At 48.1% G+C, this 23,483-nt stretch carries 22 protein-coding genes; 3 read left to right on the top strand and 19 right to left on the bottom strand.

Annotated features, from left to right (window positions below; genetic code table 11):
- The first annotated feature begins 52 nt into the window (after window positions 1–52).
- The gene (locus IC229_RS04095) at window positions 53–736 is read left to right on the top strand and encodes an SDR family NAD(P)-dependent oxidoreductase (protein WP_190885647.1); all 684 of its coding nucleotides are present in this window, start codon (window positions 53–55) and stop codon (window positions 734–736) included.
- Window positions 737–859: 123 nt separating this feature from the next.
- Window positions 860–1,561: an SGNH/GDSL hydrolase family protein gene (locus IC229_RS04090; RefSeq protein WP_190885646.1), complete on the top strand. Its 702-nt coding sequence runs from the start codon at window positions 860–862 to the stop codon at window positions 1,559–1,561.
- 7 nt (window positions 1,562–1,568) lie between these two features.
- On the opposite strand, the gene IC229_RS04085 is transcribed toward IC229_RS04090, so the two are convergent.
- The 15 genes from IC229_RS04085 to IC229_RS04015 form a co-directional block, all read right to left on the bottom strand.
- Window positions 1,569–2,339, bottom strand: a complete 771-nt coding sequence (locus IC229_RS04085; protein WP_190885645.1) for a LytR/AlgR family response regulator transcription factor — start codon at window positions 2,337–2,339, stop codon at window positions 1,569–1,571.
- A 317-nt stretch (window positions 2,340–2,656) separates the two neighbouring features.
- Entirely contained in the window at window positions 2,657–3,682 is a 1,026-nt protein-coding gene (locus IC229_RS04080) for a sensor histidine kinase (protein ID WP_190885644.1), read from the bottom strand.
- Window positions 3,683–3,787: 105 nt separating this feature from the next.
- Window positions 3,788–4,369, bottom strand: coding sequence for a cupin domain-containing protein (locus IC229_RS04075; protein WP_190885643.1), 582 nt, complete (start codon window positions 4,367–4,369; stop codon window positions 3,788–3,790).
- A gap of 203 nt (window positions 4,370–4,572) precedes the next feature.
- Window positions 4,573–5,271 (bottom strand): DUF2306 domain-containing protein, encoded by a 699-nt coding sequence (locus IC229_RS04070; RefSeq protein WP_190885642.1) that lies wholly within the window; start codon window positions 5,269–5,271, stop codon window positions 4,573–4,575.
- Between the two features lie 136 nt (window positions 5,272–5,407).
- The gene (locus IC229_RS04065) at window positions 5,408–6,304 is read right to left on the bottom strand and encodes a LytR/AlgR family response regulator transcription factor (protein ID WP_190885641.1); all 897 of its coding nucleotides are present in this window, start codon (window positions 6,302–6,304) and stop codon (window positions 5,408–5,410) included.
- A 36-nt stretch (window positions 6,305–6,340) separates the two neighbouring features.
- Complete coding sequence (locus IC229_RS04060) at window positions 6,341–6,961, bottom strand: rhomboid family intramembrane serine protease (protein WP_190885640.1); 621 nt, start codon at window positions 6,959–6,961, stop codon at window positions 6,341–6,343.
- Window positions 6,962–7,033: 72 nt separating this feature from the next.
- Window positions 7,034–8,005: a polyprenyl synthetase family protein gene (locus tag IC229_RS04055; RefSeq protein ID WP_190885639.1), complete on the bottom strand. Its 972-nt coding sequence runs from the start codon at window positions 8,003–8,005 to the stop codon at window positions 7,034–7,036.
- Window positions 8,006–8,065: 60 nt separating this feature from the next.
- Complete coding sequence (locus IC229_RS04050; RefSeq protein ID WP_317171522.1) at window positions 8,066–8,890, bottom strand: hypothetical protein; 825 nt, start codon at window positions 8,888–8,890, stop codon at window positions 8,066–8,068.
- A 52-nt stretch (window positions 8,891–8,942) separates the two neighbouring features.
- Window positions 8,943–9,377 carry a nucleoside deaminase gene (locus IC229_RS04045; protein ID WP_190885638.1) on the bottom strand — a complete coding sequence of 145 codons (435 nt, stop codon included), beginning with the start codon at window positions 9,375–9,377 and terminating at the stop codon, window positions 8,943–8,945.
- 155 nt (window positions 9,378–9,532) lie between these two features.
- On the bottom strand, window positions 9,533–10,213 hold the full coding sequence (locus IC229_RS04040; RefSeq protein ID WP_190885637.1) for an NUDIX hydrolase: 681 nt from the start codon (window positions 10,211–10,213) through the stop codon (window positions 9,533–9,535).
- A 177-nt stretch (window positions 10,214–10,390) separates the two neighbouring features.
- Window positions 10,391–11,044, bottom strand: a complete 654-nt coding sequence (locus IC229_RS04035) for a hypothetical protein (protein WP_190885636.1) — start codon at window positions 11,042–11,044, stop codon at window positions 10,391–10,393.
- A 152-nt stretch (window positions 11,045–11,196) separates the two neighbouring features.
- Entirely contained in the window at window positions 11,197–12,075 is an 879-nt protein-coding gene (locus tag IC229_RS04030) for a phosphodiester glycosidase family protein (RefSeq protein ID WP_317171521.1), read from the bottom strand.
- A gap of 4 nt (window positions 12,076–12,079) precedes the next feature.
- Window positions 12,080–14,287, bottom strand: coding sequence for a S9 family peptidase (locus IC229_RS04025; RefSeq protein ID WP_190885635.1), 2,208 nt, complete (start codon window positions 14,285–14,287; stop codon window positions 12,080–12,082).
- Complete coding sequence (locus IC229_RS04020; RefSeq protein ID WP_190885634.1) at window positions 14,280–14,813, bottom strand: DinB family protein; 534 nt, start codon at window positions 14,811–14,813, stop codon at window positions 14,280–14,282. The genes IC229_RS04025 and IC229_RS04020 overlap by 8 nt, the downstream gene beginning before the upstream one ends.
- Window positions 14,814–14,992: 179 nt before the next feature.
- Window positions 14,993–17,152: a S46 family peptidase gene (locus IC229_RS04015; protein ID WP_190885633.1), complete on the bottom strand. Its 2,160-nt coding sequence runs from the start codon at window positions 17,150–17,152 to the stop codon at window positions 14,993–14,995.
- 147 nt (window positions 17,153–17,299) lie between these two features.
- On the opposite strand from IC229_RS04015, the gene IC229_RS04010 reads away from it, so the two are divergent.
- Window positions 17,300–18,478 (top strand): Gfo/Idh/MocA family protein, encoded by a 1,179-nt coding sequence (locus IC229_RS04010; RefSeq protein ID WP_190885632.1) that lies wholly within the window; start codon window positions 17,300–17,302, stop codon window positions 18,476–18,478.
- Window positions 18,479–18,596: 118 nt separating this feature from the next.
- Here IC229_RS04010 and IC229_RS04005 read toward each other — a convergent pair whose 3' ends face one another.
- The 4 genes from IC229_RS04005 to IC229_RS03990 form a co-directional block, all read right to left on the bottom strand.
- Complete coding sequence (locus IC229_RS04005) at window positions 18,597–19,079, bottom strand: heme-binding domain-containing protein (protein ID WP_190885631.1); 483 nt, start codon at window positions 19,077–19,079, stop codon at window positions 18,597–18,599.
- A gap of 62 nt (window positions 19,080–19,141) precedes the next feature.
- Complete coding sequence (locus tag IC229_RS04000; protein ID WP_190885630.1) at window positions 19,142–19,864, bottom strand: ABC transporter ATP-binding protein; 723 nt, start codon at window positions 19,862–19,864, stop codon at window positions 19,142–19,144.
- Between the two features lie 11 nt (window positions 19,865–19,875).
- A complete protein-coding gene (locus IC229_RS03995; protein WP_190885629.1) occupies window positions 19,876–20,406 on the bottom strand; it encodes a hypothetical protein in 531 nt (176 codons plus the stop codon).
- 35 nt (window positions 20,407–20,441) lie between these two features.
- Complete coding sequence (locus IC229_RS03990; RefSeq protein ID WP_190885628.1) at window positions 20,442–23,462, bottom strand: tetratricopeptide repeat protein; 3,021 nt, start codon at window positions 23,460–23,462, stop codon at window positions 20,442–20,444.
- Window positions 23,463–23,483: the final 21 nt, after the last annotated feature.

Below are 23,483 nucleotides of genomic sequence, written 5' to 3'. Positions count from 1 at the left end.
TGGCTTTAGTGCTTTAATCGACACCCATTTTTAACGTAACACCACCAATTTTATGAATACGCTATTGATTACCGGGGCATCAGGCGGGCTTGGTCAGGACGTAGTGACCCATTTGCATGAGCAAGGATACCATATACTAGCTACAGTTGGCTCAGGCCGACACGTCAATTTATTCGATACGTTACCAAATGTTGAAACGAAGGAAGTGAACGTAGTGGACGAAACTAGTGTCAATACGTTTCTGAATGAACATGAATCCGACTCGATTCAGGCGGCTATTCTGCTGGTGGGTGGATTTGCAATGGGAACCATTCAGGAAACTGATACAGCGTTGTTGCAGAGTATGTTCGACGTTAATTTCCTATCTGTTTTCAACCTCGTCAAACCGCTGATGGCCAAGTTCGAGAAACAGGGGAAAGGGCAGTTTGTATTTATCGGTGCCCGACCGGCCCTCCACGCCAATGAAGGAAAGAACGTAGTGGCGTATGCGTTGAGCAAAACGCTTGTCTTTGAACTGGCCGACATTATTAATGCGCAGGGAAAGTCGAAAAATATTACGGCCACCGTTATTGTGCCCAGCACCATCGATACGCCCACCAACCGAACCGCGATGCCCGACGCCGACCCAAGTCGATGGGTACCCGCCAGCAACATCGCCGAATTAATTGGCTTTCTGCTAAACGATACCGGCCAAATGATGCGGGAAACCGTTATTAAACTCTACAATCGGGCCTGAACGTATAGAACAACAATCCGTTTGTTACGTTCGTACGTAATTTCACTACGTTACGTTCACGAATCTGCCGATTTTAGACCCGATTCGTGAACGTAACGTAGTGTTTAATGAACGAATACGACCATGACGAAACTGCTGTTTTTCTTCGCCCCTCTCCTACTGGCCTGCGTGCAACGTAGCACTGATTCTGACGCTATGCCCACTCCAACTGCTCCATTAGCCAACTATTCCTTTTTATCGCTTGGCGACTCATATACAATTGGGGAAAGCGTTTCGGAAGCCGACCGCTGGAGTGTTCAGTTGGCCGGAATGCTACGTAAAGAAAGTGTAGACGTAGCGACTCCCGATATTATTGCCCGAACCGGCTGGACGACCGCCGAACTTCAGGACGCCATTAAAGCCAGTGGCAATCAGAAAACATACAGCTTGGTTTCGCTACTGATTGGCGTAAATAATCAGTACAGAGGGCAAAGTCAGGATCGGTATCGAACCGAGTTTAAGGAGTTACTTCAGACAGCTATCAAATTCGCAGGAGGAAATAGCAACCATGTTTTTGTGCTCTCCATCCCCGACTGGGGAGCCTCTCCGTATGCAACGGGTCAAAACAAAACGAAAATTGGGCAGGAAATCGACCAGTTCAACGCCATTGCTAAAGACGAATGCCAGAAAGCGAACATTCCATTTGTAGACATCACTCCGCTCACAAGATCAGCAGCGGGCGATGATTCGCAGTTTGCTTCCGATGGACTGCATTATTCCGGCAAACAGATGCAACAATGGGCCACCAAAGCATTGCCCGTGGCTAAAGACTTGTTGATGAAGTAAGCTGTCACTATTTACCCATCCAGTTTTTAAACTCAGTAGCGCGTTCGCGGCTCACCAGTACATCTTCATCAGGCGCAGGATTCAGCGTCAGCTTGAGCTTATTGTTGATATATGGATGTATCTGCTGCACTGCCTGAATGTTCACGATAAACTGCCGACTAGCCCGAAAGAATAGATTTGGGTCCAGCATATCAATCACCTGATCCATCGTATAATCCAGCGAAAACTTTTGTCCTTTGAACGTACGGAACAGCGTTACGCGCTCCTCGGAGTGAAAATAGGCAATCTCACTGACCTCAACTGGCAACCATTGCGAAAGATGACGCACCAAAAAACGACGGCGATATTCGGCTGGCAACGTCTGCCGACGTAACTGATCAACCAGCGCATCGATAGCTTCGTGCTGGAGTGCCGGAGCAGGTTGAGTCAATTGCTGAAATTTTTGCAGACTGGCCACCAGTTCGGGTTGTTTGATCGGCTTCAGCAGGTAATCAATGCTGTTGACTTTGAAAGCTTTGATAGCGTATTCATCGTATGACGTAGTGAAGATGACCGGCGCAGCAACGACCGTTTGTTCAAAAATCTCGAAACTTTGCCCGTCTGCCAGCTCAATATCCATGAAGATTAAATCAAGGGCTGGTTTCGTTTGTAGATAGTCTACAGAGGCTTCGACGCTTGACGTGGTATGTATAATACGTATCTGCGGATTTATTTCAGCTAATAATTTAGTTAGACGAAGGGCGGCTAAATCTTCATCTTCAATAATCAGTACGTTCATGTAGTTGTTGGCTTACCCGTACGGGTAAATGGTTCTGCTAAACTAGATTAAGAGCGAGCGTTAGGCCAATGAAATATGCACCAACGTACCAAAATGACCACTGAAGCGGAATAGATACAGGATGACTTGCTACGTAACGTGAATTATAGGTAGCTAATTTTGTCATCCTGACGCAGGAAGGATCTTAAGGTATCCTCACTAGAACACTAGGATAATTTAAGATCCTTCCTGCGTCAGGATGACAAAAAATTCGACAATTTCCTGTAAATCAGCACTTTACTCTATTCGTTACTCATAACTCACGTTACGTAGTAAAATCAGGATGGAATCAGGGGTAAGGCTACTACAAACTGACCCGTCTCTTCCCGAACAGATGGCCTGGGCTGGCCCAACATTTCGTACTTCGCCAGAATATTGGTCAATCCCACTCCGTTGGATACTACGCTCTGTTTTTTCTTCTGAATATTGTTCCGAACGTGCAGGTTGGCCAACTCATCGGTCTGAATTTCAATGGTCAGCGGTTTATTTTTCATGACCACGTTGTGCTTTACCGCGTTTTCGACCAGCAATTGTAGCGTTAAAGGCGGAAGCTGATACGTTCGAAAACGCTGATCGACCTGAATGATCAGATCGAAACCAGCGCCGTAGCGAGTACGTAGCAGATGCGTGTAGGAGTTGATGAAATCCAGTTCAGTTGCTAAATCGGTCAGGTCCTGTTCATTAGCTCGCAATACGTAGCGGTACACCGAACTTAACTCTTCGGTAAAAACTTCGGCCTGTTGGGGGCTTTCTCCAATCAGAGTTAGCAGCGAATTAAGACTATTGAACAGAAAATGCGGATTTACCTGCTGTTTCAGTACGTCCATCTGTTGCTGCATGTGCAGTTGCTTCAGTTGATACTCGCGCCGAGTGCTTTCCCGCAATTGGTTGTACGTAAAAATCGCTTCATGGCATCCGGCGGAGATAACATTGGTTACAAACCCGATCATCATGATCCAGGGGATTATTTCGGGTTTGTAGGGATATCCGAATTGGCCATAAATCCAGAAGACAATCGGAATGGTCGTCTCCATCACCCCAACGTACATGAGCATGGAATACAGCAGTCGCTGACCAAATTGATCCGGTCCGCCAAAACGGAACCGCATGTATTTCATCCAGGTTGTTAATCCTACGAAAATTAAGGCTGCCCAGATATTGACGATCAGTGTAGACCCAATAAACAGCGACTTATTCTGAAAATAAGTAGGTCCAAAAATCAGGTAATTGGCAATGATGACAGCCGGATAATTCAGCAAATAAACCAGAAAATCGAAGCGGTCAAACGTAGCCCACTTTTTCATAAGAAGAGTAATAATTCTCTATCAAAAATAGGGGTTAAGTGTGGCTTAATCAACGTAGCAAGCCGACTAAGCTTGCGTTCAAATCACTTAGCCGGTTTGTACAGACTACCAGATTGTCAGGTAACGACGCTGCAATTCAGCGGCAATTCCTTTCTTAAGCGCCTGACGCCCAAACCAGTGCAGCATGGGTTGCAGTATAGCCATCCACCCCGTCATATACGTACCACTAATCATAACGGTGTATCCCAGCGCATATATACTTTTGGGCGCGCCCTGCGCATTTGTTTGACCATCGCGGGCAAGGCCATACATAATTTGAAGCGTCTGTTCAAAACCAGGGCAACCCGGCGCAATCCGACACTGGAAACGGCAGGAATGCTTGCTTTGGTTGAAAAATCGGTGTTTGCTATAAGCCGATGCCGTGGCCGACTCGCCTGGCTGGAGACGAATAATTTCATTGCCCACCTGAATGCTTAGTTCGCCTTCCAGACAGGTAAATTCTTCCGAAAAATCTTCGTGGTAATGCAGCGGATTTTCCCCTCCGGCTGCTAAGGTAACTTCAACCAGCGTGTGATAGCCGTTGCTTTCGCGGCTGGTTTCCAGAAAGATTACTTCGTCTTTCAGAACAGGATTGGTAATAGTACGTGATTTGGCTGACGCAGTAGCTGTTGTTTTGGTCGTTTGCATGTGCCTGGTGTTTTGAATTGATGATGCAAAGGTGAGCCAGCGTACTATCATGGCAGAGGAGCTAACTACCGAAGCATCATTTCGATCGACCGAAGCGTCACAGTCGCATGCAGAACCGGTTGACAATTACGGCTTAATAGCAACTTGCGTTCATTGGAGCAGATGCAAGCACCTGCCCCAATGAACGCAGGTTCAACCCTTACTTAAGCCACCAGCTCTGCTTTTGCTACGTTGAATTTCTGTTTGTAATAACGTACCGTTCGGCCAATAAGCATTCCTCCGACAATACTCGGTGCAATCCACCCAATTGTACCTGTCCAGGCGGGGGCATCGGGGGGTAAAATGCGCCCTATGTTTGTGACAAGAGCCGCCGTGAACGTAGCAATATAAGAGCCGCCCATACGAGTGAAATGCTGAAAAAACCAATGCATCTTCTCGGTTGGTTTTCTTAATCGCTGAATATCCTGCGTGGCAAAAACGGCCGTCAGCACACCAAAAAATGTAAACAGGACAGGAAAGAATACGTTACCAGGGCGACTCATCAAATTTACACCCATGCTAATCATAGCAAGGCTCACCGCCAACGTAGTGTACATCATCACTCGATCAGCAACGGTTGGCCCCGATTTCTTTTGTTTGGTAGCGCGCCATCCGCTCATACTCAGGTAAAAGCTAAATACAGCAATACCCGTCAGAAAAAGCCGCATCATGGTTAAGGGTTGCAGGGCGCATAGAAGCAGGGCAGTTATAGCAACGGTTATCATGCAATACACATACACAAGTCCGGCACGATTGTGTAACCGGCTTCCTTTTTTCGAGAACATCGGAATCATTCCTACCAGCAGGGCAATAGAACCGGTAGCAATGTGGAGTATCAATAGAGACGTAACGAGCGTTTTCATAATCGGTTCAGCGGTTGTCGTTTGTTGAGACAAACATACAGTCGCTTAGAACGCAACTATTATAAAAAGGGCCAGACAGCAGCCTTAGGGACGTTTGGCAAGAAGATGAGCCCCCTGGGATGATTGGTGGGACGTATCACAAAGCCTTTAACCGGGCCACGAGTGTTTCGTTGTACTGACGCGCCACCGGAATCTGAAACTGCCCGTTGAGCAAGTGGAGTTTGTACCCTTGCGCATTACCTGTTACGCGCTCGATTCGGTTCAGATTCACTACGTAGGAACGGTGGCAACGTACAATATCCGATCGGTCAATCTGCTTTTCTACCCGGCTCAGGCTGCTACGTAGCAACGGCCTGGCAGGCCGGTCGTTTTTTAGATAAACAACCGTGCAGTAGTTATCACTCGACTCAACAAAGAGCAAATCGTTGACCGCTACGTTCAACGTATCCTTTTCATTATCTGCTACCAGACGTAGCACGTCGTCCGTCGGCTGGCTTACGTCGTTAGGTAACGTATCGACTTTTTCCTGATCAATTGATGGAGAATGGTGGATTGGCAATTCGGCGGCCGACTGGCTATACTTTTTGAGCTGAGTAATGTAATTGAGCACGACTAATCCCGTAATTGGGAAAATTCCGACCAGAAACGTAATCAGGAACATGCTCCAGTTGTGCAGGTAGCCCATATCCGCTGACCCTAAAAGTGCTGCCAAATAGTATTGATTCGCGATGGCAATCAATACCAAATTGGCTGTAATGAATACGATTTCACGACCAACGGTCCATTTTTCTCCTGAAAACTGCCCACGAAGTAGTTGTTTCCAGAAAACCGTATTGAAGAAGGTAATTAACGTAGTGACTACGCCAAACCCAATGATTTTAAGAGTTTTGTAGGAAGTTCCCCAACGATCTAGCTCAAATGGCTGAAAAACAAGTAGAAACAACGCAACAAAAAGGCCAATCACAAATGCTTTGCGAAGCGTTACGCTGATACTCTCGTCGGCTGGATAAGGTTGACCAAGTAGTTTAAACATAATCTATCTGTCGACCTGGACGCTACGTTGTTCGGGTCAGAATAATCGCCAGCTTGCAATCTGCTCAAAAAATCCAGGTAGTACGGGTGGATAAACGATAATCATAAAGAGCACACCAAACAGGGCACCATAAAAGTGAGCATCGTGGTTGATGGTTCCTGAACCCCGCCGGGACTCGTAATAGGAATATCCCAGATAAACTATACCGAAAATAAACCCTGGAATACAAAGCGTGAAGTACAGGCAAATTTTAGTCAGCGGTTGAAACAATATGCCTGCGAAAACGATGGCCGCCACCCCGCCCGAAGCGCCTAGTGAATTGTAATTGGAATCATTGCGGTGCTTCAGAAAAGTGGGAATGTCGGACACGATAATACCAACCAGATAAAAACCGATAAGATAAAGTGGAGCTGCTGCACCAAATAACATCCCGAAAATCTGCTCAATGTATCCTCCAAAGAAGTATAAACTCAACATATTAAACAACAGGTGAGCCCAGTCGGCATGGAGAAATCCAGAAGTAAGTAATCGATAATATTGGCCTTTTTTGGCAATCATATAGGGGTTCATCACCCAACGATCCATCAGGCCGTAATTATTCCAGGCCAGGAGGCTGATGATGACCGTAACCGCAATAATGATAACTGTAGTATCCATAGTTTTTATATAGGATGTATGATATAGGCTATATGACTCAAACTACTTTATACATCATATATCCTACATCGTTTAGCTTTCCCGTTCAACCAGTTGCCGCGCAAATTGACTGAGTACATTTTTCCGGTTCGGATCGGCATCGATCGCGTCAAAATTAGCAAAACCACGAGCGAAATAGTCGTTGATGCGGCTCTCGGTCAGTTGGCGAATTCCAACTTTATCATAAATGGCTGTCACGGCCCGCACTTTTTCGTCCCGATCAAATTCTGATTTTTGCAGCCACTCGATCAGTTCGTTTTTCAGGGAGCCCGTCGTTTGTTCAAGGGCTTCAATTAGTAAAAACGTTTTTTTATTGGCAATGATATCCCCACCGACCTGCTTGCCAAACTTAGCTGGATCGCCGTAAACATCTAGCAAATCGTCCTTGAGCTGAAACCCGATGCCAATATTCATTCCGCCTTCATACAGATGCCGATTAGTGTCGTCATCGGCACCAGCAATGAGGCCACCCAATTCAAGGGCGTATCCGACTAATACAGACGTTTTCAGGCGAATCATTTCGACGTATTCTTCCTCAGTAACGTCCCAGCGCGTCTCAAAATTCATGTCCATCTGCTGACCTTCGCATACCTCGGCGGCTGTCTCACTAAAGCGAGCCAGCACTGATTTTAGTTTATCGGCCTCTACGTGGAGCAACAATTTATACGCATTTACCAGCATCACATCGCCCGACAGAATGGCAATGTTATCGTTCCATTTCTCGTGTACTGTCGGCTCACCACGACGTAGCGGAGCCTTGTCCATAATGTCGTCGTGGAGGAGGGTGAAGTTGTGGAACACTTCAATACCAAGCGCCGGACGTATCGCTTTCTGCCAGTCGTCGGTAAACAGATACGTAGCCATTAAAGTCAGCAATGGGCGCAATCGTTTACCTCCCAGACTCATAATATAGCGAATCGGGTCGTAAAGTTCAGGCGGATGCTGACCGTATTGAAGTTGAGAAAGTTCGTTCTGGAGAGCGTCAATAAAGTAGGTTGGACTCATTCGGTTAGAGCGGCATTCTACCGGTTTTACCCCAAAAATAGACGAAAAGCCGCCAAAAGCCTAACCGCCGAACATTCGTCGGTAATTCCGCTGCGACGACGTACTAAGCAGAAAGATCATCCGGGCCGATAGCGCAAAGTAGCCATCTCGCTTGCTTGCGTTGCCTCGCTTGGCGCCTGCTACGTTCGGTAATTGATTCAGTTCGAGACGTCTGTCTGATAATGCTGCCGCTAGTGGTGTCATCTTGTCTCTGTCGGGATAAACGGTACTAACATCGTCCAGATAATCACTCAATACATGCGTGTAGGTGCCTTCCAGATGCCATTTAAATCGTTCGGTAGCAAAGACGGGAATGCCGATACCATAACGTAGTATGAACGGAAATCGATTGTAATCAACACCTTCCGTCTGCAGGGGAGCGAGGCTGACGGTCTGCCCCTTATAGCTCGTTTTAGGCGTTATATAGGTCACCCCTACACCCGCCAGCGCATACGGAATCACGACATGGTTTCGATCAGCGGCCTTCCAGAAGTCCCACTGCAAGCCCGCCCAAATATCCGGATTCAGGCTCCAGAACGATAAATGATTGTAGGAAAGATGGGTATCTTCCTGACTTCCGCGAACGTAGTAAAGCTGAGCTTCGGCACGTAGCGTGAGCTGGGGCGAGTAGCGATACGCGAAAGCCGCATTGAGCGCAAACCCAAGTTGCAAATGGGCCAGATTATCGCGTTCGTTCAGATCGCCCAGATATCGGGTCGTTCCGACGCCTATATTCAGCAACTGCGTACCGGGTTGCTCACGCCAGATTTCTGAACGTTGCGCCCAGGCATTCGTACCAAAAAGAAATGAAATTGTTAGGGTCCAGATAAATGGTATACGGATCACGATGGTCTTTGAGAAATAAGACCATGTGACGTATCAAATTGGTAAAGGTAACTTACAGCTCACCTATATCTTCATTCCAAAGCGTAGGTTTTTCGGCAATGAACTGGTTCATCATGTCGACGCATTCGGGCAAATCGAGGTCAATAACCTCAACACCATGTTGTTCCATAAATTCACGCGCCCCGGCAAACGTCCGCGACTCGCCCACAATCACTTTCGGAATTTTAAACTGAACAATAGTGCCCGCACACATGTAGCAGGGCATCAGCGTCGAATAAATAACCGTGTTTTTAAACGAGCCCACCCGACCCGCATTGTTCAGGCAATCCATTTCGCCATGCAGAATCGGGTTATTCTCCTGCACGCGCTTGTTATGTCCGGAAGCCACTAATTCTCCATTTTTTATGAGTGCCGAGCCGATAGGAATGCCGCCTTCACTCAAACTTTTACGGGCCTGACGAATGGCCTCCTGCATGAATTCATCCATGAAATTTTCAGCGTTTTTTATATGTGTTTTTTGTCATGCTGACCAGGAAGCATCTTAAAGTTACAAACTAGCCGGTCAGGAAATATTAAGATGCTTCCTGCGTCAGCATGACAAAATGGACTATTGCTAGAAAATGGCAGCAACCTTAGGTCAATCTATAACAACTTCATCGTTTCGTAATCGCCAATGTGCTTCAGATAAAGAAAATTAAGCAACAGGCCATTTACGTTTGTGATAAGTTTTTGTGCTTCAGGCAACGTAGCGACTATGCTCGTGATACGTTCGTGTTCAGACTCGCTACCCATGTTTTTCAGGTGAAACGCCATAATTTCTTCGCGCGACATTTCTTTCTCCATACAGAAAAAGTGCATAGCTTCATCGCTGGTACCAGTACTCGGAAACCAGAGCCGGGAGTTGAGTTTGGTTAGTTCATTAGCCGAAACCGTTAGACCAATTTCCTCACCAATTTCGCGGGCTGCTACGTCATCAGCGGCATCGCTGGCGTCGATCATACCGGCTGGATGTTCGTATGTATGCGACCCATCGGCGATACGTCGCTGGCGAACTAAAACCACGAATTTTTCGCGTGTTTCTTTATCGATCAGGCAAACCAGCATCGAAGCTGCGTGACCTTTCAGGAATAAAGCCGGTGGAATTTTATCGCCTTCGGGCGTATCGGCATCCACTTCGAGCATGGCAAATAGTACCTCGCCGTTATGCCTATAGCGAACGTAATAATCTTTTACTTCGTTAATAGTCAAGCCATTGGCTTCGGCCTGCCGTTTCCAGAAACGGAATTTGTGCGCTTCTTCGAGCGATTCTTTCTTCTTACTCATACCGGCAATTTCGGAAAATAAAATACGTCTCCAAACTAGACTTACTGCCCGGAGACGTAAACTATAATTATGAACAGTGTTTTTGCCATGCTGACGCAGGAAGCATCTTAAATTGTCCTTATTAATGTGTAAGGAAAGTTAAAGATGCTTCCTGCGTCAGCATGACAAAAAGTTTGCTTATTTAATTTTCAACTTAACCTTACCATTCGTTACGACAACCTCGTCGGTTTTAGATTGTTTTTTGTAGCCATTACCTTCCGGGTCGATGTCAGAATCATAGCCCGTCGTCTTTGTAATGGCTTTATCTTCCAGTTTATTCACTAATCTTCCAACGCCACCGAAAACTGTAGCCGATGCCTTTTCTTTCCAGTACGTTCCCACCAGTTTGCTGCTGAAAGTGGCTTCCAACGTACCGTCGGTGCCCGTCGTTACGACAATGGTTTCGTCGTTATTTCCCGAATCGCCAACGTGGTATTCCATCCGTGGTTCACGTGTTTCTTCAATGTACCGGATAGCGGCAATGCCTTTGTATTTGCCTAAATCTTCATACTTCTTCCGGTACTCCTTTTTATAGGGGTCTTTGGCATCGACCACTACGTATGTTCCAGGTTCGAGCGCATCCTGTCCGTTGAAACTTCCGAGCCAGATACGTAGCGATTTATCGGGTTTAATCGAATTGGCTGTAATCCACCAGAAATTTCCAATCTTGATCCGGCGCGGTTGCGTCATAAATTCTTTCCCATCAACCTGGGCGGTCAGCGTGTTGTCGTTGGCAATCTGCGCGAATGCCGACGTAGCAAAAAAGAGTAGGCAGAAAAAAAAGTAACGCATGATACGTAGCGAAAAAGATTTGTTGTCCGGCAAACTTACCGGAATTAGGCTACTACGTATCAGTACGTTTGAGTATTCGGTCAGCTTTTTAAAGAGTGAATGAGTGAAAGTGTGAAAACCATCCGGCAGCCGCTCTTTCACTCATTCACTCTTTAAAGTATTAGCAATACGTTACTCACCGGTCGCTCGCCCGTATGAATCCACTGCTTGCTGTCGGACGGATAATTCACAACGCCATTGCTGCCCTGCCCCACCGAGTTCAGCCATAACGTAGTAGAACCGCCACCGTCGAAGTTGATGGCATGGCGGCAGCCCAGCCAGCGCATCAGGTTCGTTAGCTCATGCAGATTCATGCCCTGTGCGTTCGCGTTACGTCCGTCTACGGTTGCGAGGATAAGCTGTTTGCGGGGGCCAATGCAGATACAAGTGCGCGGGTGCCGGTTATCGTTGAACGCATTTTTCTGCAAAACGTGGGGCTTACCATCCTGAAGAAGCAACGGCCCGGTAGTCATTACGTTGTCTTCGCCAAGTTGACGATCCCAGCCGGACTGATTGCCACCGAATTTGATACGTACTCGATTCCGGTGAATGACAATGGCGGCCTGCTGGTGTTCAATCAGTTTGTTACCCGTTACGCGCGTTGTGTCTATGACTTTCCCGTCAATTTTTATCAGGTCAACAGAGCCGCCGTTTTTGGTATCGAAGAACGTACCGTTCAGGGCTACCATCGCCCCGAATTTCTCACCAAACCAGCTTGTAGGTTTCAAACTGTCGCCAGCCGAAGCCAATGCAATCTGGGGTTTGCGCCGACGATTTTTCAGAACAATCAGATTAATATTCTGCTTCGAGCCGAACAAGGTATCAAAATGTGATTCCCGCCAAACCACCTCCCGACTCAGCCGGGTAGTTCGCCAGGAAGCGTTTTTGATACGTAGCGAATCCGAGGTTGACTGCGCCGACACGTTACTTATGCTGAACGTAGCAGCAAGCAACGTAATGACTATCAGTATGATCTGATAACGTAACACCACTACGTTATTTCTGGGTTAAAACCTGCGAATCTGGGCCAATATACCGTTCGAAGAATTCGTAAATCCGCAGGATTCTATCGATACGTTGACGAACATTCCCTGTCCGGCTTAACTCATGTGTCGCGCCCGGCATTCGAACATATTCAACTTGTTTACCCAGAATTTTCAGGCTTTTATACATCATTTCGCTCTGGATCGGGCCGGTACGTAGGTCGTTCTCACCGTGTTTAATAAGCAACGGCGTTTTGATGTTTTGCACGAACGTATACGGCGAATTGGCATCCAGTACTTTAGCTTCTGGAGTCCACGGATAGGCGAAATAATTAGGAACCAGCCGCCAGGCATTGCCTTCTCCCAGAAACGTAGTGAGGTCATACACACCACGTTGCGCAAAAGCAGCCTTGAATCGATTGTCATGTGCGACAATCCAGGCGGTGAGATAACCCGCATAAGAACCACCCGTAATTACTTGCCGAGTGGTATCGACCCAGGCTTCTTTAGCGGCTGCCGTTGCCGCCGTCAATACATCTTCGGCGGGACCAGTTCCCCAGTCTTTTATATTGGCACGCTGAAAATTAAGACCATAGCCACCCGAGCCACGCGGATTTGCGTACACGATGCCGTAACCTTGCGAGGCCATGTACTGAAACTCGTGCCACATCGACTGCTCGCCCGGCCCCCACATTGCCGTTGGCCCACCGTGCATATTCAGCAACAGGGGATATTTTTTACCCGCCTGAAAATTTACGGGCCGCACAATCCAGTACTCGACGTCCTGCCCGATTGAATTTTTGAATGTGTGTTTTTCCGGGAAACTGAGTTGTCGTTGTGCTACCCAATCGTTATGATTGCTCACCTTCGTCTGGCTTTTTGCAATCCCGTCCGTTACGTATAATTCCGAAGGATTGGTGACTTCCGTTTTGGCCAGTACAACCCGATTTCCAACAATGTCGAAATTCGTTACACCGCTTTCAAAATCAGTCAACTGAGCGACCTGGCGGGTTACCGGATTGAGTTTATAAAGCGGAGCACCACCGTTGGAATTGGCTGTGAAATAGATGGCGTATTCAGTCGTTGTCTTTTTCCCTTTTGCCGCTGTCGACGTAGCAGTCCAGACCAGATTTCCGGCGGCCCGGTCGAACGTAACGAGTTGGGGATTAGACGCCGACGTACCGTTTAAAGTAGCTAATCCAATTGACGGAAAGTTCACCCCTTCGGATGGACTGACCAGAAATGCTAGTTGTTTCCCATCCGGCGAAATCTCTGGTGCGCCATAGCTTTTTCCGGACTCGCCAAGCACTACGTTCTGTTTGCCCGATGCGTCGGATGAAACAAATACGATGGCGTTATCCTGCTCACGATCTGGGTGTTTAAGCGAATCGCGGTCGGTAACGGCCAGCAAACCCTGCCCGTTCGGAAGCCAGTTGGCGGCCTGGTAGGAAGCAAATCCACGGGTCAGCGGTTTGGGGGTGGCGTTTTCTGCTACGTCGATAACGTAAAGGTGAGAGAACGTAATGTCGGGTTCGGTGGTGAACTCACCCTGAAAATTGAGTCGATTGATGACTTTTGCTTTTTTATCTTCAACGTCTTTGTTCAGATACGCCCGGATTTCGGCCAGTGAGCCATCAGGATTAGGCTTCACTTTTTTATCGACTTTCACAAAGTTGTTGTTCACGAAACCCGGCTTCTCCAGCGACCAGGAAGGCCCATTTTTGGACGGATTCAGCAGTGAATCCGTCAGCATCTGAGCCATACCGACACCCGACGTAAAGGCGATACGTTTCCCATCCGGCGACCAGAGTGGAGTCGTTGCTCCGTACGTACTATTCGTCAGTTGCCACGCTTCGCCCCCATCCAGCGGCATAACGAAAATCTGGCTTTTAGCCTTTATGGTACGTACAAACGCAATACGTTTCCCATCCGGCGACCAGGTTGCCTGACGTGCCGACTCCGGACCGCGTGTCAAGGCTTTTGTATCACCGGGCTTGAGATCGGTCAGGTAAATGTGCGTTTTGTAGTCGTATTCCTCCTTCTGGTCGGGGTTGGCCTCAATCGTCGTGAGGATATACACCGCCCGTTGACCATCCGGCGAAATTTCGATTCCGCCTACCTGTTTAATACGTGTCAGGTCGGTAACGGTAACTTTCGATTTTGTCTGCGCACAAACGGTTTGCGCCGTAATGGCGATTAGCAGAAGTGTTCGTTTAAGCATTGTTTGTTGAAAGAAGAGGAAGATAGCGCTCTTTGATAATGTTGATATGGTGCGTAGCGTGGCCCACGAGCACAAAACCCAGCGCCAGCACCGTAATGGTTTGATTGAAACAGACGCCACTACGTAGCAGCATCTCATCATCAAAACTTTTGTAAAGAGCAATACTCGCCTGACGTAGTGAAGCGTATTCATCGTAAAGGTCGGCTATCGTACGATGGTTGGCGTTGGCAAACTGACCAAACAATTCTTCGTCGTAACCAGGCAACGGCGTTTGGTCATTACGTGAAAAACGCATCGCCCGGTACGTCATAATACGTTCGTTATCAATGATGTGTTGGACAATATCTTTCACCGTCCACTTGCCGGGAGCGTAGCGGAGTTCACCCAGATCTTCCAGAGTTCTGGCAGGAATCAGCTTCTCAAACGTAGCGCCTTGCTCCAGCGCATCCAGAATAAACGTATTATCGGCGATGTTAATGTACCGGTCGAAAAACTTCGGCAGAACCGGAATGTCAGACTTTTTCATTTCAGGTTAGTAATTCAAAACACAAACTCCCCGAAAGTACTGACTTTCGAGGAGTTTGCATAAAAGTGATGACTAAGGATGGATTTTTTGTCATGCTGAGGCACGAAGCATCTTAACGTTTCCTTATTTGAATGTTAGGAAACGTTAAGATGCTTCGTGCATCAGCATGACAAAAACGCTCATTTTTTTGTCGGGGCCGGTTTTGCAGTAGCCGGAGCGCCAACGAGTTCGGTAGCCAGCCGGTCGGCTTTGTAGATGTAACGTAGCGCAGCCACGATGCCGCCCGTATGTACGGAAATGGTCCGGTTGGCGTCGGGCACGAAAATAAACTCGCCCGGCAGGCTTTCCATATTGCCATCGAAAGCCAGTCCAACCGCTTCCCGGTTTTTGTTAATCATCGGACTTCCCGAGTTACCACCAATAATGTCGTTTGTCGAAATAAAACACATCGGCTGTTTCAGCAATTCGGCTGGTGGGTTTTTCCAGCGAGCCGGCAAATCCCACGGAGCTTTGTTAGCAAACGAATAATTCCGGTCATACAACCCAGCAAACGTAGTGAGAATGGGGGCTTTCGTGCCGTTGTAATCGTACGATTTCACAACGCCATCGTTGATACGTAGCGAGAACGTAGCGTCGGGCGGAACGGCGGTTCCATACACATCATACAGCATCCGGCCCAACTGACCACGTAGCACTTCCTGCTTCTGACCCAGATCGCGCATTTGTAACGCGGCATTTCGATAACGCGAAAAACCGATACGCGCCAGCACCAGCATTGGGTCGTCGGAGACACTGGCGGCATAGGGGCGCGTAGCCAGTTCGCTCACAAAAGCAGGGTCTTGCAGTTTGGTATTCTTAACCAGATAGGCGGCCGCTTCTTTCGCCGTACGCATCTTGCCATCAGGACCAGTCAGAGCCGTTTTTACGTAAGGGTCGTCGTTTCCGAGTGCCTGTTGTGCTTCGGCTAGGTGAGCCGCCAGATAAGCCTCGTCCAGCGCCAGACTTTTCACAGGCGGAGATATCATCAGGCCACGTGCCCGTTCGGCGTCCTGTGGCCGGGAAGCGAGCAACTCGCTGTATTGAGACACTACGTTCGCAAAGGTCATCAACTCGCCCATGGTACGTTCGCTGGGACCGAGGTAGTTGGCATCATTGAACAGCTTACGCATTTGCGCAGTGTTGGCGGCAATATCATCCCAGGTTTTAAGCTGATCGGCTGGGAGATTTTTGGTTTTGGCTGCGGCTTTAAACTGGTTTTCGAAAACGCCTTTACGTGCCAGCAAACTCGCATCCTTCAAACCAGCCAGTTGTCCGCCGTAGGCTTTCAGGCTGTTATCATAGCTAAAAATTTCGTTGAGAACGCTGTCACTTTTGGCCGTTGCATTATAGATTTTCAAAGCCGCCGACCGATTTTGTAAAAGCTGAATGGTAGCAGGTGTCTGCATATCGCGGTCCATTTCCAGTTCGGCAACGGTTTTGAGCCGTTCGGTATGGCCCGGATTACCAATTACAAAAATTGGCTCGCCATCACGAATACCATTCGGATTGAATTTGAAGAAGTGCGTCGTTTGCAGTGGCTTGCCGTTGTCGTAAACCCGAAAGAACGAACAATCCAGCGCGTAACGTGGATACGTAAAGTTGTCGTAATCGCCCCCGAAAAAGCCAAGTTGCAATTCGGGCATAAACACCAGACGCACGTCGTTATAGCGTTTAAAGCCATAAATGGAATAACGGCCGCCGTTGTAAAACACAATCGTCTGCAACTCCAGCCCTTTCCAGCCATCCTTCTGGCCGTATTCCTGCTTGATTGCCGAAAATGCTTCTTCACGCGCCTGCAACTTTGCCTGCTCCGACGTAGCGCTATTCATGGCATCCTGCACCCGCTTCGTGATGTCTTCGATTTTCACCAGCTGGTCTACGAACAAACCTTCAACTTTCCGTTCTTCGGCGGCTGTTTTGGCAAAGAAACCGGTCGCGTTCAGGTCTTCGCCTTTCCGCGTAACACCCGTTCCCGACTCGCGGGCGCAGTGGTGGTTGGTCATGACAAGGCCATTCGCCGACACGAACGAAGCCGAGCAATAATCAGCGAAACGTAGCGACGCCAATCGAGCTTCCTCGAACCATTTTTCGTCCGGGGTGAATCCATACGTTTTACTGAAAAACTCTTTGGGTGGATTATCAAATGTCCACATCTTGCCCAAATCGAGCGGGCCACCCTGAGAGGAATCAGTACGTATCGAGGCTGTGTTGGCAGGTATCGATTGAGCCAGCACCAGATTCTGTTGAGTAACAAATAGCGTAGCCGACAGTGCGGCCAGGCGAAGCACAGGTTGTATCATTAATGACCAGTGTTTTTTTAGGGCAAGTTAGCCAAATGTTCTCAACAGCTACTACCCCGCTTTCTGTACTAACGAAAGTTGGTAGAAAAATCAGTTATGATACTTTTTTGTTTTCCAGCCTATCATCATTTAGCAGCCAAACTACGTATGCACAATAAATCAGCGAATACACGACGAGATTTTCTACGCCATCTGGGAGCAAGTGCATCAGCGCTCTCCCTGCCGCTTCTGAGTTATGCCGATAATCTAACGTATCAGCGCGAGTACAATCGCGTGCATTCGTTAGTCACCAATCCGTACGGTACAGAATTAGGTCAGCCCGGCCGCAAGCTGGGGATTGCTTTAGTTGGATTGGGCTACTACAGCAGCGGCCGATTGGCACCAGCTCTGCAAGAAACACAATATTGTCGACTGGCTGGTATCGTGACCGGTACGCCTGCCAAAGCCGACGAATGGATGAAGAAATACAACATTCCAAAAGAGAATGTGTACGATTACAAAACCTTCGACCGGATTGCCGACAATAAAGATATTGACGTTGTCTACGTAGTGCTGCCTAACTCCATGCACGAGGAGTTCGTCATACGGGCGGCTCAGGCCGGGAAGCACGTCATCTGTGAAAAGCCGATGGCGATTTTTCCGAAAGCGTGCCAGAATATGATCGACGCCTGCAAAAAAGCGAATAAACAACTAGCCGTTGGTTATCGACTTCATTACGAACCATTTACAAAAGAAGTGATACGTCTCGGGCAGGAAAAAGTGTTTGGCCCGGTCAAATTCATCGAAAGCAGCGACGGCTTCCGCGTCGGCGATCCGAAGCAGTGGCGGATGAAAAAAGCAATGGCTGGTGGTGGCCCGCTAATGGACGTTGGCATTTACGCCGTGCAGGGCTCGCGCTACGTAACGGGTGAAGAACCGATTTCAGTAACGGCGCAATTTTCGCCCAAAACTGAGCCGCAGAAATTTACGGAAGTGGAAGAGACGATGTTCTGGCAATTCCAGTTCCCGAGCGGTGCGGTGTCTAATTCCACAACAAGCTACACGGCTGGCATTGAGCGGCTTCGGGCGTCCTGCGAGAAAGGCTGGTTTGAATTATCGCCCGCGTTTGGCTATGGCCCTTTAAAAGGAATGACCAGCAAAGGCCCCATCGAGCTGCCCCATGTGAACCACCAGGCAGTACACATGGACGGCATCTGCAAGGACTTACTCGACGGCAAAACACTTCCCAACCACGTAACAGGCGAAGAGGGGTTGAAGGACGTAACGCTCCTGCAAGCCATTTACCAGGCCGCCGAAACGGGTAGGAAGATTACTTTGAAAGGTTGATACGTTGCTTTTTTGTCATGCTGATTTTGTCATGCTGACGAAGGAAGCATCTTAACGTATCCTTATTTGAATATCAGGAAAATTTAAGATGCTTCCTTCGTCAGCATGACAAAAAACCTCAATGATGATGTTCTTCTTCCTCGTCAGCCGGGGCAGGGATTTGACTACGTAGGTTGCTGGCCCAGTCGGCAATGAGTTTGGCTTCTTCGGGCTTTAGCTTGGCATCATGGTGAATCCAGAGATAAGAACCCAGCGGCATCCAGCCATCGGTGACAGCTTCGCCAACTTCTTCGAGCTTATGTCGGGCTCTTTTTGGCGTATAAGTCGTGAATTCCGAGAAATTAAGTTCGTCTTTTCCTTCGTCGATGTGATGACTTAGCCACCACGCAACAGGCTGGATATTGTCATACCACGGATACGTAGTATTGTTAGAATGGCAGTCGTAACAGGAACGTTTTAGTACCGTCTGCACATCGGCTGGCACGGCATACTTTGTGGCAATATCGTTGGGCGATGGGGCTGTTGACTGATTCTTTTCGGGGCGAAAGAATTGAATGACAACAAAAACAGCTAAAAGGCCAAGCAAGATTTTACGGAGCATAGATTAGATCAGATTATGTGAATCTGGTCTAAATATAACGCTCTGAAAATCTCATTCCCAAATTACTCCAGCGCCTGTATCAAGGTTTGAGCTTTACGAATGTTATTATTAACCCGGTCACTTTCAATCAGACCATCGCGCAGGCGGATGATGCGGTGAGCGTATTCGGCAATGTCTTCTTCGTGCGTCACCATAATCACCGTATTGCCTTTGCTATGAATCTGGTCGAACAGATCCATGATTTCGTACGATGTTTTGGAATCAAGGTTCCCGGTTGGTTCATCGGCAAGCAGGATACTTGGATCGTTGACCAGGGCGCGTGCTACCGCCACCCGTTGCCGTTGCCCCCCGGACAGTTCGTTCGGACGGTGACCGGCCCGGTTTTCCAGACCAACATTTCGAAGTGCCATCATGGCTTTTTCGGTACGGTCGGCTTTATTATAACCCGCATAAATTAGCGGTAACGCTACGTTCTCGAGCGAGGTTTGACGAGGCAGCAGGTTGAACGTCTGGAATACAAAACCGATTTCTTTATTACGTACCTCCGCCAGTTCGTTTTCGCCCATGCGGCTCACGTCCTGATTATTCAGAACGTATTGCCCTGAAGTCGGTGAGTCCAGGCAGCCCACAATATTCATCAGCGTAGATTTGCCCGACCCCGAAGGTCCCATAAACGCTACGTATTCGCCTTTCTGAATATCGATAGTGATGGATTTTAATGCATCGACCACTTCGGTTCCCATAACGTAGCGCTTGGCAATAGTGCGTGTTTCAATGATGTTCATACTGACTTGAGTTATCTGGATGCTACGCCTGCAGCTGCCACCGCAGCCATCCGCCGACGACGTTGAAAGTAATTTCGAATGAACAAACCTGTCAGGATAATAACCTCAACCGACTTTGTTTCTCCGTTTTCGTCTACAGTAATATCACCTTGTTCTTCAAAAAACCGGCGAGTCAGGTCATAATTGACAATCTCTTTTTCGGGTGATCCATCGGCGTTTTCGCGAATCATATCCCATTCCCGCATCAGTACGTTGTGCCGCTTCCAGAGATAGTTAGACCCATTATTCAGTTTCAGTTCGGCACGTTTTCCGAAACTGAACTCAATGGTACCTATAATCTGGTTGTTGGCGTTGATATCGTGAATATTGACCGACTGAACAAGAAAACCCATTACGTCGAACCTTAACTGAACATTGTTTAGGAAAGCGTCTACGTCACGGCTAAATCCGTTTCGGTGCATTCCACCCACCACCTGACCATCTTGCATAAGGCTAATTTCGCGGCTGAAGGCTTCTTTCACCCAATTCAATTTCCGGCTCATCAACAGATTCATTTAAGTTAACAAGCAAAGCTACCTTATTGCAGGAATTTTTGACGACTGTTTTCGACCGACGCCAATTTTTCCTGATAAATCGCCTGAAACGCCTGATAGTCGGCAGGTTTGGCTGCGGCCCGGTATTTGTCCATGCCGTTTTGCGCGTAGTCGAACAGGCTTAGATCCAGACACAACGTAACGTAGGTTTTAAGCAGTTCGGCATTGTCTTCATTGAAAGGCAAGGCCGTCAGCACCAGTTCATACGCTCGTTTGGTTTGCTTCTGTTGCTGTTCAAACTGAGCGGCCGATGCGGTAATACGTCCATTCAGCGGGGCGAGCTTCAATGCATTTTTGTAGGCTTGCCTTGCCTTTGCTACGTTCCGGGTACGTTCGTAGGTCTGTGCCAGCCAATAATCCCGCTCAGCCTGGTATTGAGGTAGAATGGTTTTCTTCGCCATCGTTTCCGCCGAGCCAACGCTACGTCGGAAGGCTGACAGACGTATGGCCGCTACGTTCCGTAACGACAAAGAAACAGGATTAACAAGGGTAGAATCGGGCAAACCCGCCAGAACCAGTTGCGCGTTACGCCACTGCAACTGATCGAGAAAATCGTTTGTCAGTGCCACACCAGCTGCCGTTTTCAGATTGGGACTCTGAATGGTTTCCCAATACGCCCCCCGGTTCGGATCATCAATTCGATACGTTGCGTAGAAGGCTTTCTCCAGATCGGTCTGGGGTTTGCGTTCCTGATAATACACCTGTTTAATAGCCGTTACAGCCGGATCGTTTTTGGAAGCTGTTTCCCAGAGCGATTGCGCTAGTACCGGGTTGTTGGCTTTGGTATAAGCAACAGCGCGGTAGTAGATCGACGTAGTATCGCTATTGTAACCAAAGGTTTCGGCGGCTTTTCCGAATAAACCTTGTTCCAGTTGCCACAAACCCGCAATCGATCGAAAAGCGGCCCCGTTTTGCTGGTTCACTTCTGCAAGCTGTTCCAGTAAACCGAAAGCTGTGGGGTGGTTGTACCTCTTATATTCGGTTACGGCGCGAGCCAATAGCAAATCGTCCGAAAAATCCTGGTTAACAGGCATGGTTGAAACCTTCTGTAACGTAGCAGCCAACGTAGCATTCGGGCGATTATCGGCCAGCGCATAATTATACAAACTGGCAAATCGACCAACGCTTAATCCTTCTTTTATTACGTCGCCACTGAGCCAGTCGGGTTGGTTGGGTTGGGACGTATCGGCTTGAGCGACCAGCCGTAAAGCCAGCGCATTGGCCTGGTACGACTCATACGACGATTGTGCTACGTTGCGAGCTAAGGTTGAATCGGCAAGCAGTACTTTCGGGTTACGTGCATACAAGGCCAGCAGATTCGACTCGGGCACTTCATCGCGATTTGCGTTGCTCGCGGCATTTGTAAAATAATAGTACGCTGAATCGGCTACGCTGGTGCGGGAGTAAAGGTACCCCAAATTGTTTTGCAATTCGCCACTGCCGGGAAAGGCGCGAATGCCTTTTTGCAGCGCTTTGACCGCTTCAAAAAAAAGATTTGACTGAAGATATGCCTGACTCAGTCCTATATAATCCTGCGGATTTGGCTGTTTCAGCAACGACTGGTTGTAGAAAAAAGCCGCCACTGGCTGATTATTCTGCGCCATCGCCATCGAGGCCAGCGCGTAGTTGGATTTGTGATTCTGAAACTCGCTTTCGAGTGCCCGCTGATAAAACGCATTAGCCGAGGTACCTTCTCCAGCGGCAAAGTAGTAATCGGCGAGTCCGTTGTAATAGCCCGCCATACTTTGCCGGAACGTAATGTCGCTGCCGAACACCAGCATAACCACGACGCCAAACACAGCCACTACGCGAAACAAACTCAATTCCAGGCGCCTGGGTTTGTAAAGCACGCGATATACAGGCAAATTCTGCTGATAAATAGGCCAGAAATTAATCAGGACGTACGCCAGAAAAAACACGCCCATTACCAAATGTGTATCGACAATAAGATCTTCAAATAACTCCACTAATGGGTCGTTGGCAGTGGCGAAGGTGTACGCAATAGTCAACGTAGTGATCAGCGCCAGTCCGACATACAGAAAGGCACCTGAATCTCGAAATGAAACGGTATCCTGTTGCTGAATCAATCGCCGGAAACCCCAGATACCCAGTGTTATCGAAATCAGATAGATAAGAAATGGGCTGATGGACAGAATATCCCAGTCAATCGATTTCGTATTTTTCAGCCAGATAAGTATCAGGTTTACAAAATACAAAACACTGATAAACAGCAGATTATTTACACCCAGCACTCGCCGTGGTCCTAGCTGCGTTGGTGACTCTTCCGTTCGGCCAACCGATGTGAGCCAGACCAATCCGGCAATAATTTCGATGGAAATAAAGAAAATGAATCCGGCACTGTATACCAGTAAAACCGGCATTCCGTAGCTCACCAGCGCCATCGCCGGAAACGCAATGGTCGACAACGTAGCAAGGCCGATCGCTATCAGGCCCGTTAGCAGACCAAAAACAGCCAGTCGAATCAGGATAGGATAATCGGAACGAAAGGCGTGAAAGTAATAACTCACCGACCCAAACAGGAACGTGAGCAACATAAAAATATAATTGCTCTCCAGGCCCGGAATTTCGAGCATTTCCCAACGAAAAAAAGCCAGTCCGAGAATCAGTATGCCCATGCTCACTAGGTAGCGTATCCGGTCGAAACGGGTAACAGCACTGATAATCAACACAAACGCTACTCCAACTCCGGTCAGCAGCGCCGTGGCCACTTCGGGACGTACCTGCATACTACCGGCTAGAAACTGCTCGGAAACTGCGTAAGCTTTTCCATCGACAGCGTAATCGAGCAGACCATCGGTGAAAGAATGAAAAATGACAGGAACTTCGTTCAGTTCGCTCAATACGTCCCAACGGACAACATTTCCGAGGCCACGTACCCAGGCAATAACGAATCCTACTAAACTGATAATGAGTACACTAAAACTGACTAAATAGGCGAACCGGTAAGGCTGGCGCCAGTCGTTCCAGAAAAATAAAGATGACATGAAAGAAAAACGTAACAGATG

It is taken from the genome of Spirosoma profusum (assembly GCF_014699005.1).
In the GTDB taxonomy this organism is placed as follows: domain Bacteria; phylum Bacteroidota; class Bacteroidia; order Cytophagales; family Spirosomataceae; genus Spirosoma; species Spirosoma profusum.
The sequence above is the reverse complement of the archived record's forward strand: the minus strand, read 5'-3'. Positions and strand labels throughout refer to the sequence as shown.

Excerpts from the sequence above, each read along its gene's own strand:
- IC229_RS04095 (WP_190885647.1), top strand. The coding sequence starts at position 53 with ATGAATACGCTATTGATTACCGGGGCATCAGGCGGGCTTGGTCAGGAC.
- IC229_RS04090 (WP_190885646.1), top strand. The coding sequence starts at position 860 with ATGACGAAACTGCTGTTTTTCTTCGCCCCTCTCCTACTGGCCTGCGTG.
- IC229_RS04085 (WP_190885645.1), bottom strand. The coding sequence starts at position 2,339 with ATGAACGTACTGATTATTGAAGATGAAGATTTAGCCGCCCTTCGTCTA.
- IC229_RS04080 (WP_190885644.1), bottom strand. The coding sequence starts at position 3,682 with ATGAAAAAGTGGGCTACGTTTGACCGCTTCGATTTTCTGGTTTATTTG.
- IC229_RS04075 (WP_190885643.1), bottom strand. The coding sequence starts at position 4,369 with ATGCAAACGACCAAAACAACAGCTACTGCGTCAGCCAAATCACGTACT.
- IC229_RS04070 (WP_190885642.1), bottom strand. The coding sequence starts at position 5,271 with ATGAAAACGCTCGTTACGTCTCTATTGATACTCCACATTGCTACCGGT.
- IC229_RS04065 (WP_190885641.1), bottom strand. The coding sequence starts at position 6,304 with ATGTTTAAACTACTTGGTCAACCTTATCCAGCCGACGAGAGTATCAGC.
- IC229_RS04060 (WP_190885640.1), bottom strand. The coding sequence starts at position 6,961 with ATGGATACTACAGTTATCATTATTGCGGTTACGGTCATCATCAGCCTC.
- IC229_RS04055 (WP_190885639.1), bottom strand. The coding sequence starts at position 8,005 with ATGAGTCCAACCTACTTTATTGACGCTCTCCAGAACGAACTTTCTCAA.
- IC229_RS04045 (WP_190885638.1), bottom strand. The coding sequence starts at position 9,377 with ATGGATGAATTCATGCAGGAGGCCATTCGTCAGGCCCGTAAAAGTTTG.
- IC229_RS04040 (WP_190885637.1), bottom strand. The coding sequence starts at position 10,213 with ATGAGTAAGAAGAAAGAATCGCTCGAAGAAGCGCACAAATTCCGTTTC.
- IC229_RS04035 (WP_190885636.1), bottom strand. The coding sequence starts at position 11,044 with ATGCGTTACTTTTTTTTCTGCCTACTCTTTTTTGCTACGTCGGCATTC.
- IC229_RS04025 (WP_190885635.1), bottom strand. The coding sequence starts at position 14,287 with ATGCTTAAACGAACACTTCTGCTAATCGCCATTACGGCGCAAACCGTT.
- IC229_RS04020 (WP_190885634.1), bottom strand. The coding sequence starts at position 14,813 with ATGAAAAAGTCTGACATTCCGGTTCTGCCGAAGTTTTTCGACCGGTAC.
- IC229_RS04015 (WP_190885633.1), bottom strand. The coding sequence starts at position 17,152 with ATGATACAACCTGTGCTTCGCCTGGCCGCACTGTCGGCTACGCTATTT.
- IC229_RS04010 (WP_190885632.1), top strand. The coding sequence starts at position 17,300 with ATGCACAATAAATCAGCGAATACACGACGAGATTTTCTACGCCATCTG.
- IC229_RS04005 (WP_190885631.1), bottom strand. The coding sequence starts at position 19,079 with ATGCTCCGTAAAATCTTGCTTGGCCTTTTAGCTGTTTTTGTTGTCATT.
- IC229_RS04000 (WP_190885630.1), bottom strand. The coding sequence starts at position 19,864 with ATGAACATCATTGAAACACGCACTATTGCCAAGCGCTACGTTATGGGA.
- IC229_RS03995 (WP_190885629.1), bottom strand. The coding sequence starts at position 20,406 with ATGAGCCGGAAATTGAATTGGGTGAAAGAAGCCTTCAGCCGCGAAATT.
- IC229_RS03990 (WP_190885628.1), bottom strand. The coding sequence starts at position 23,462 with ATGTCATCTTTATTTTTCTGGAACGACTGGCGCCAGCCTTACCGGTTC.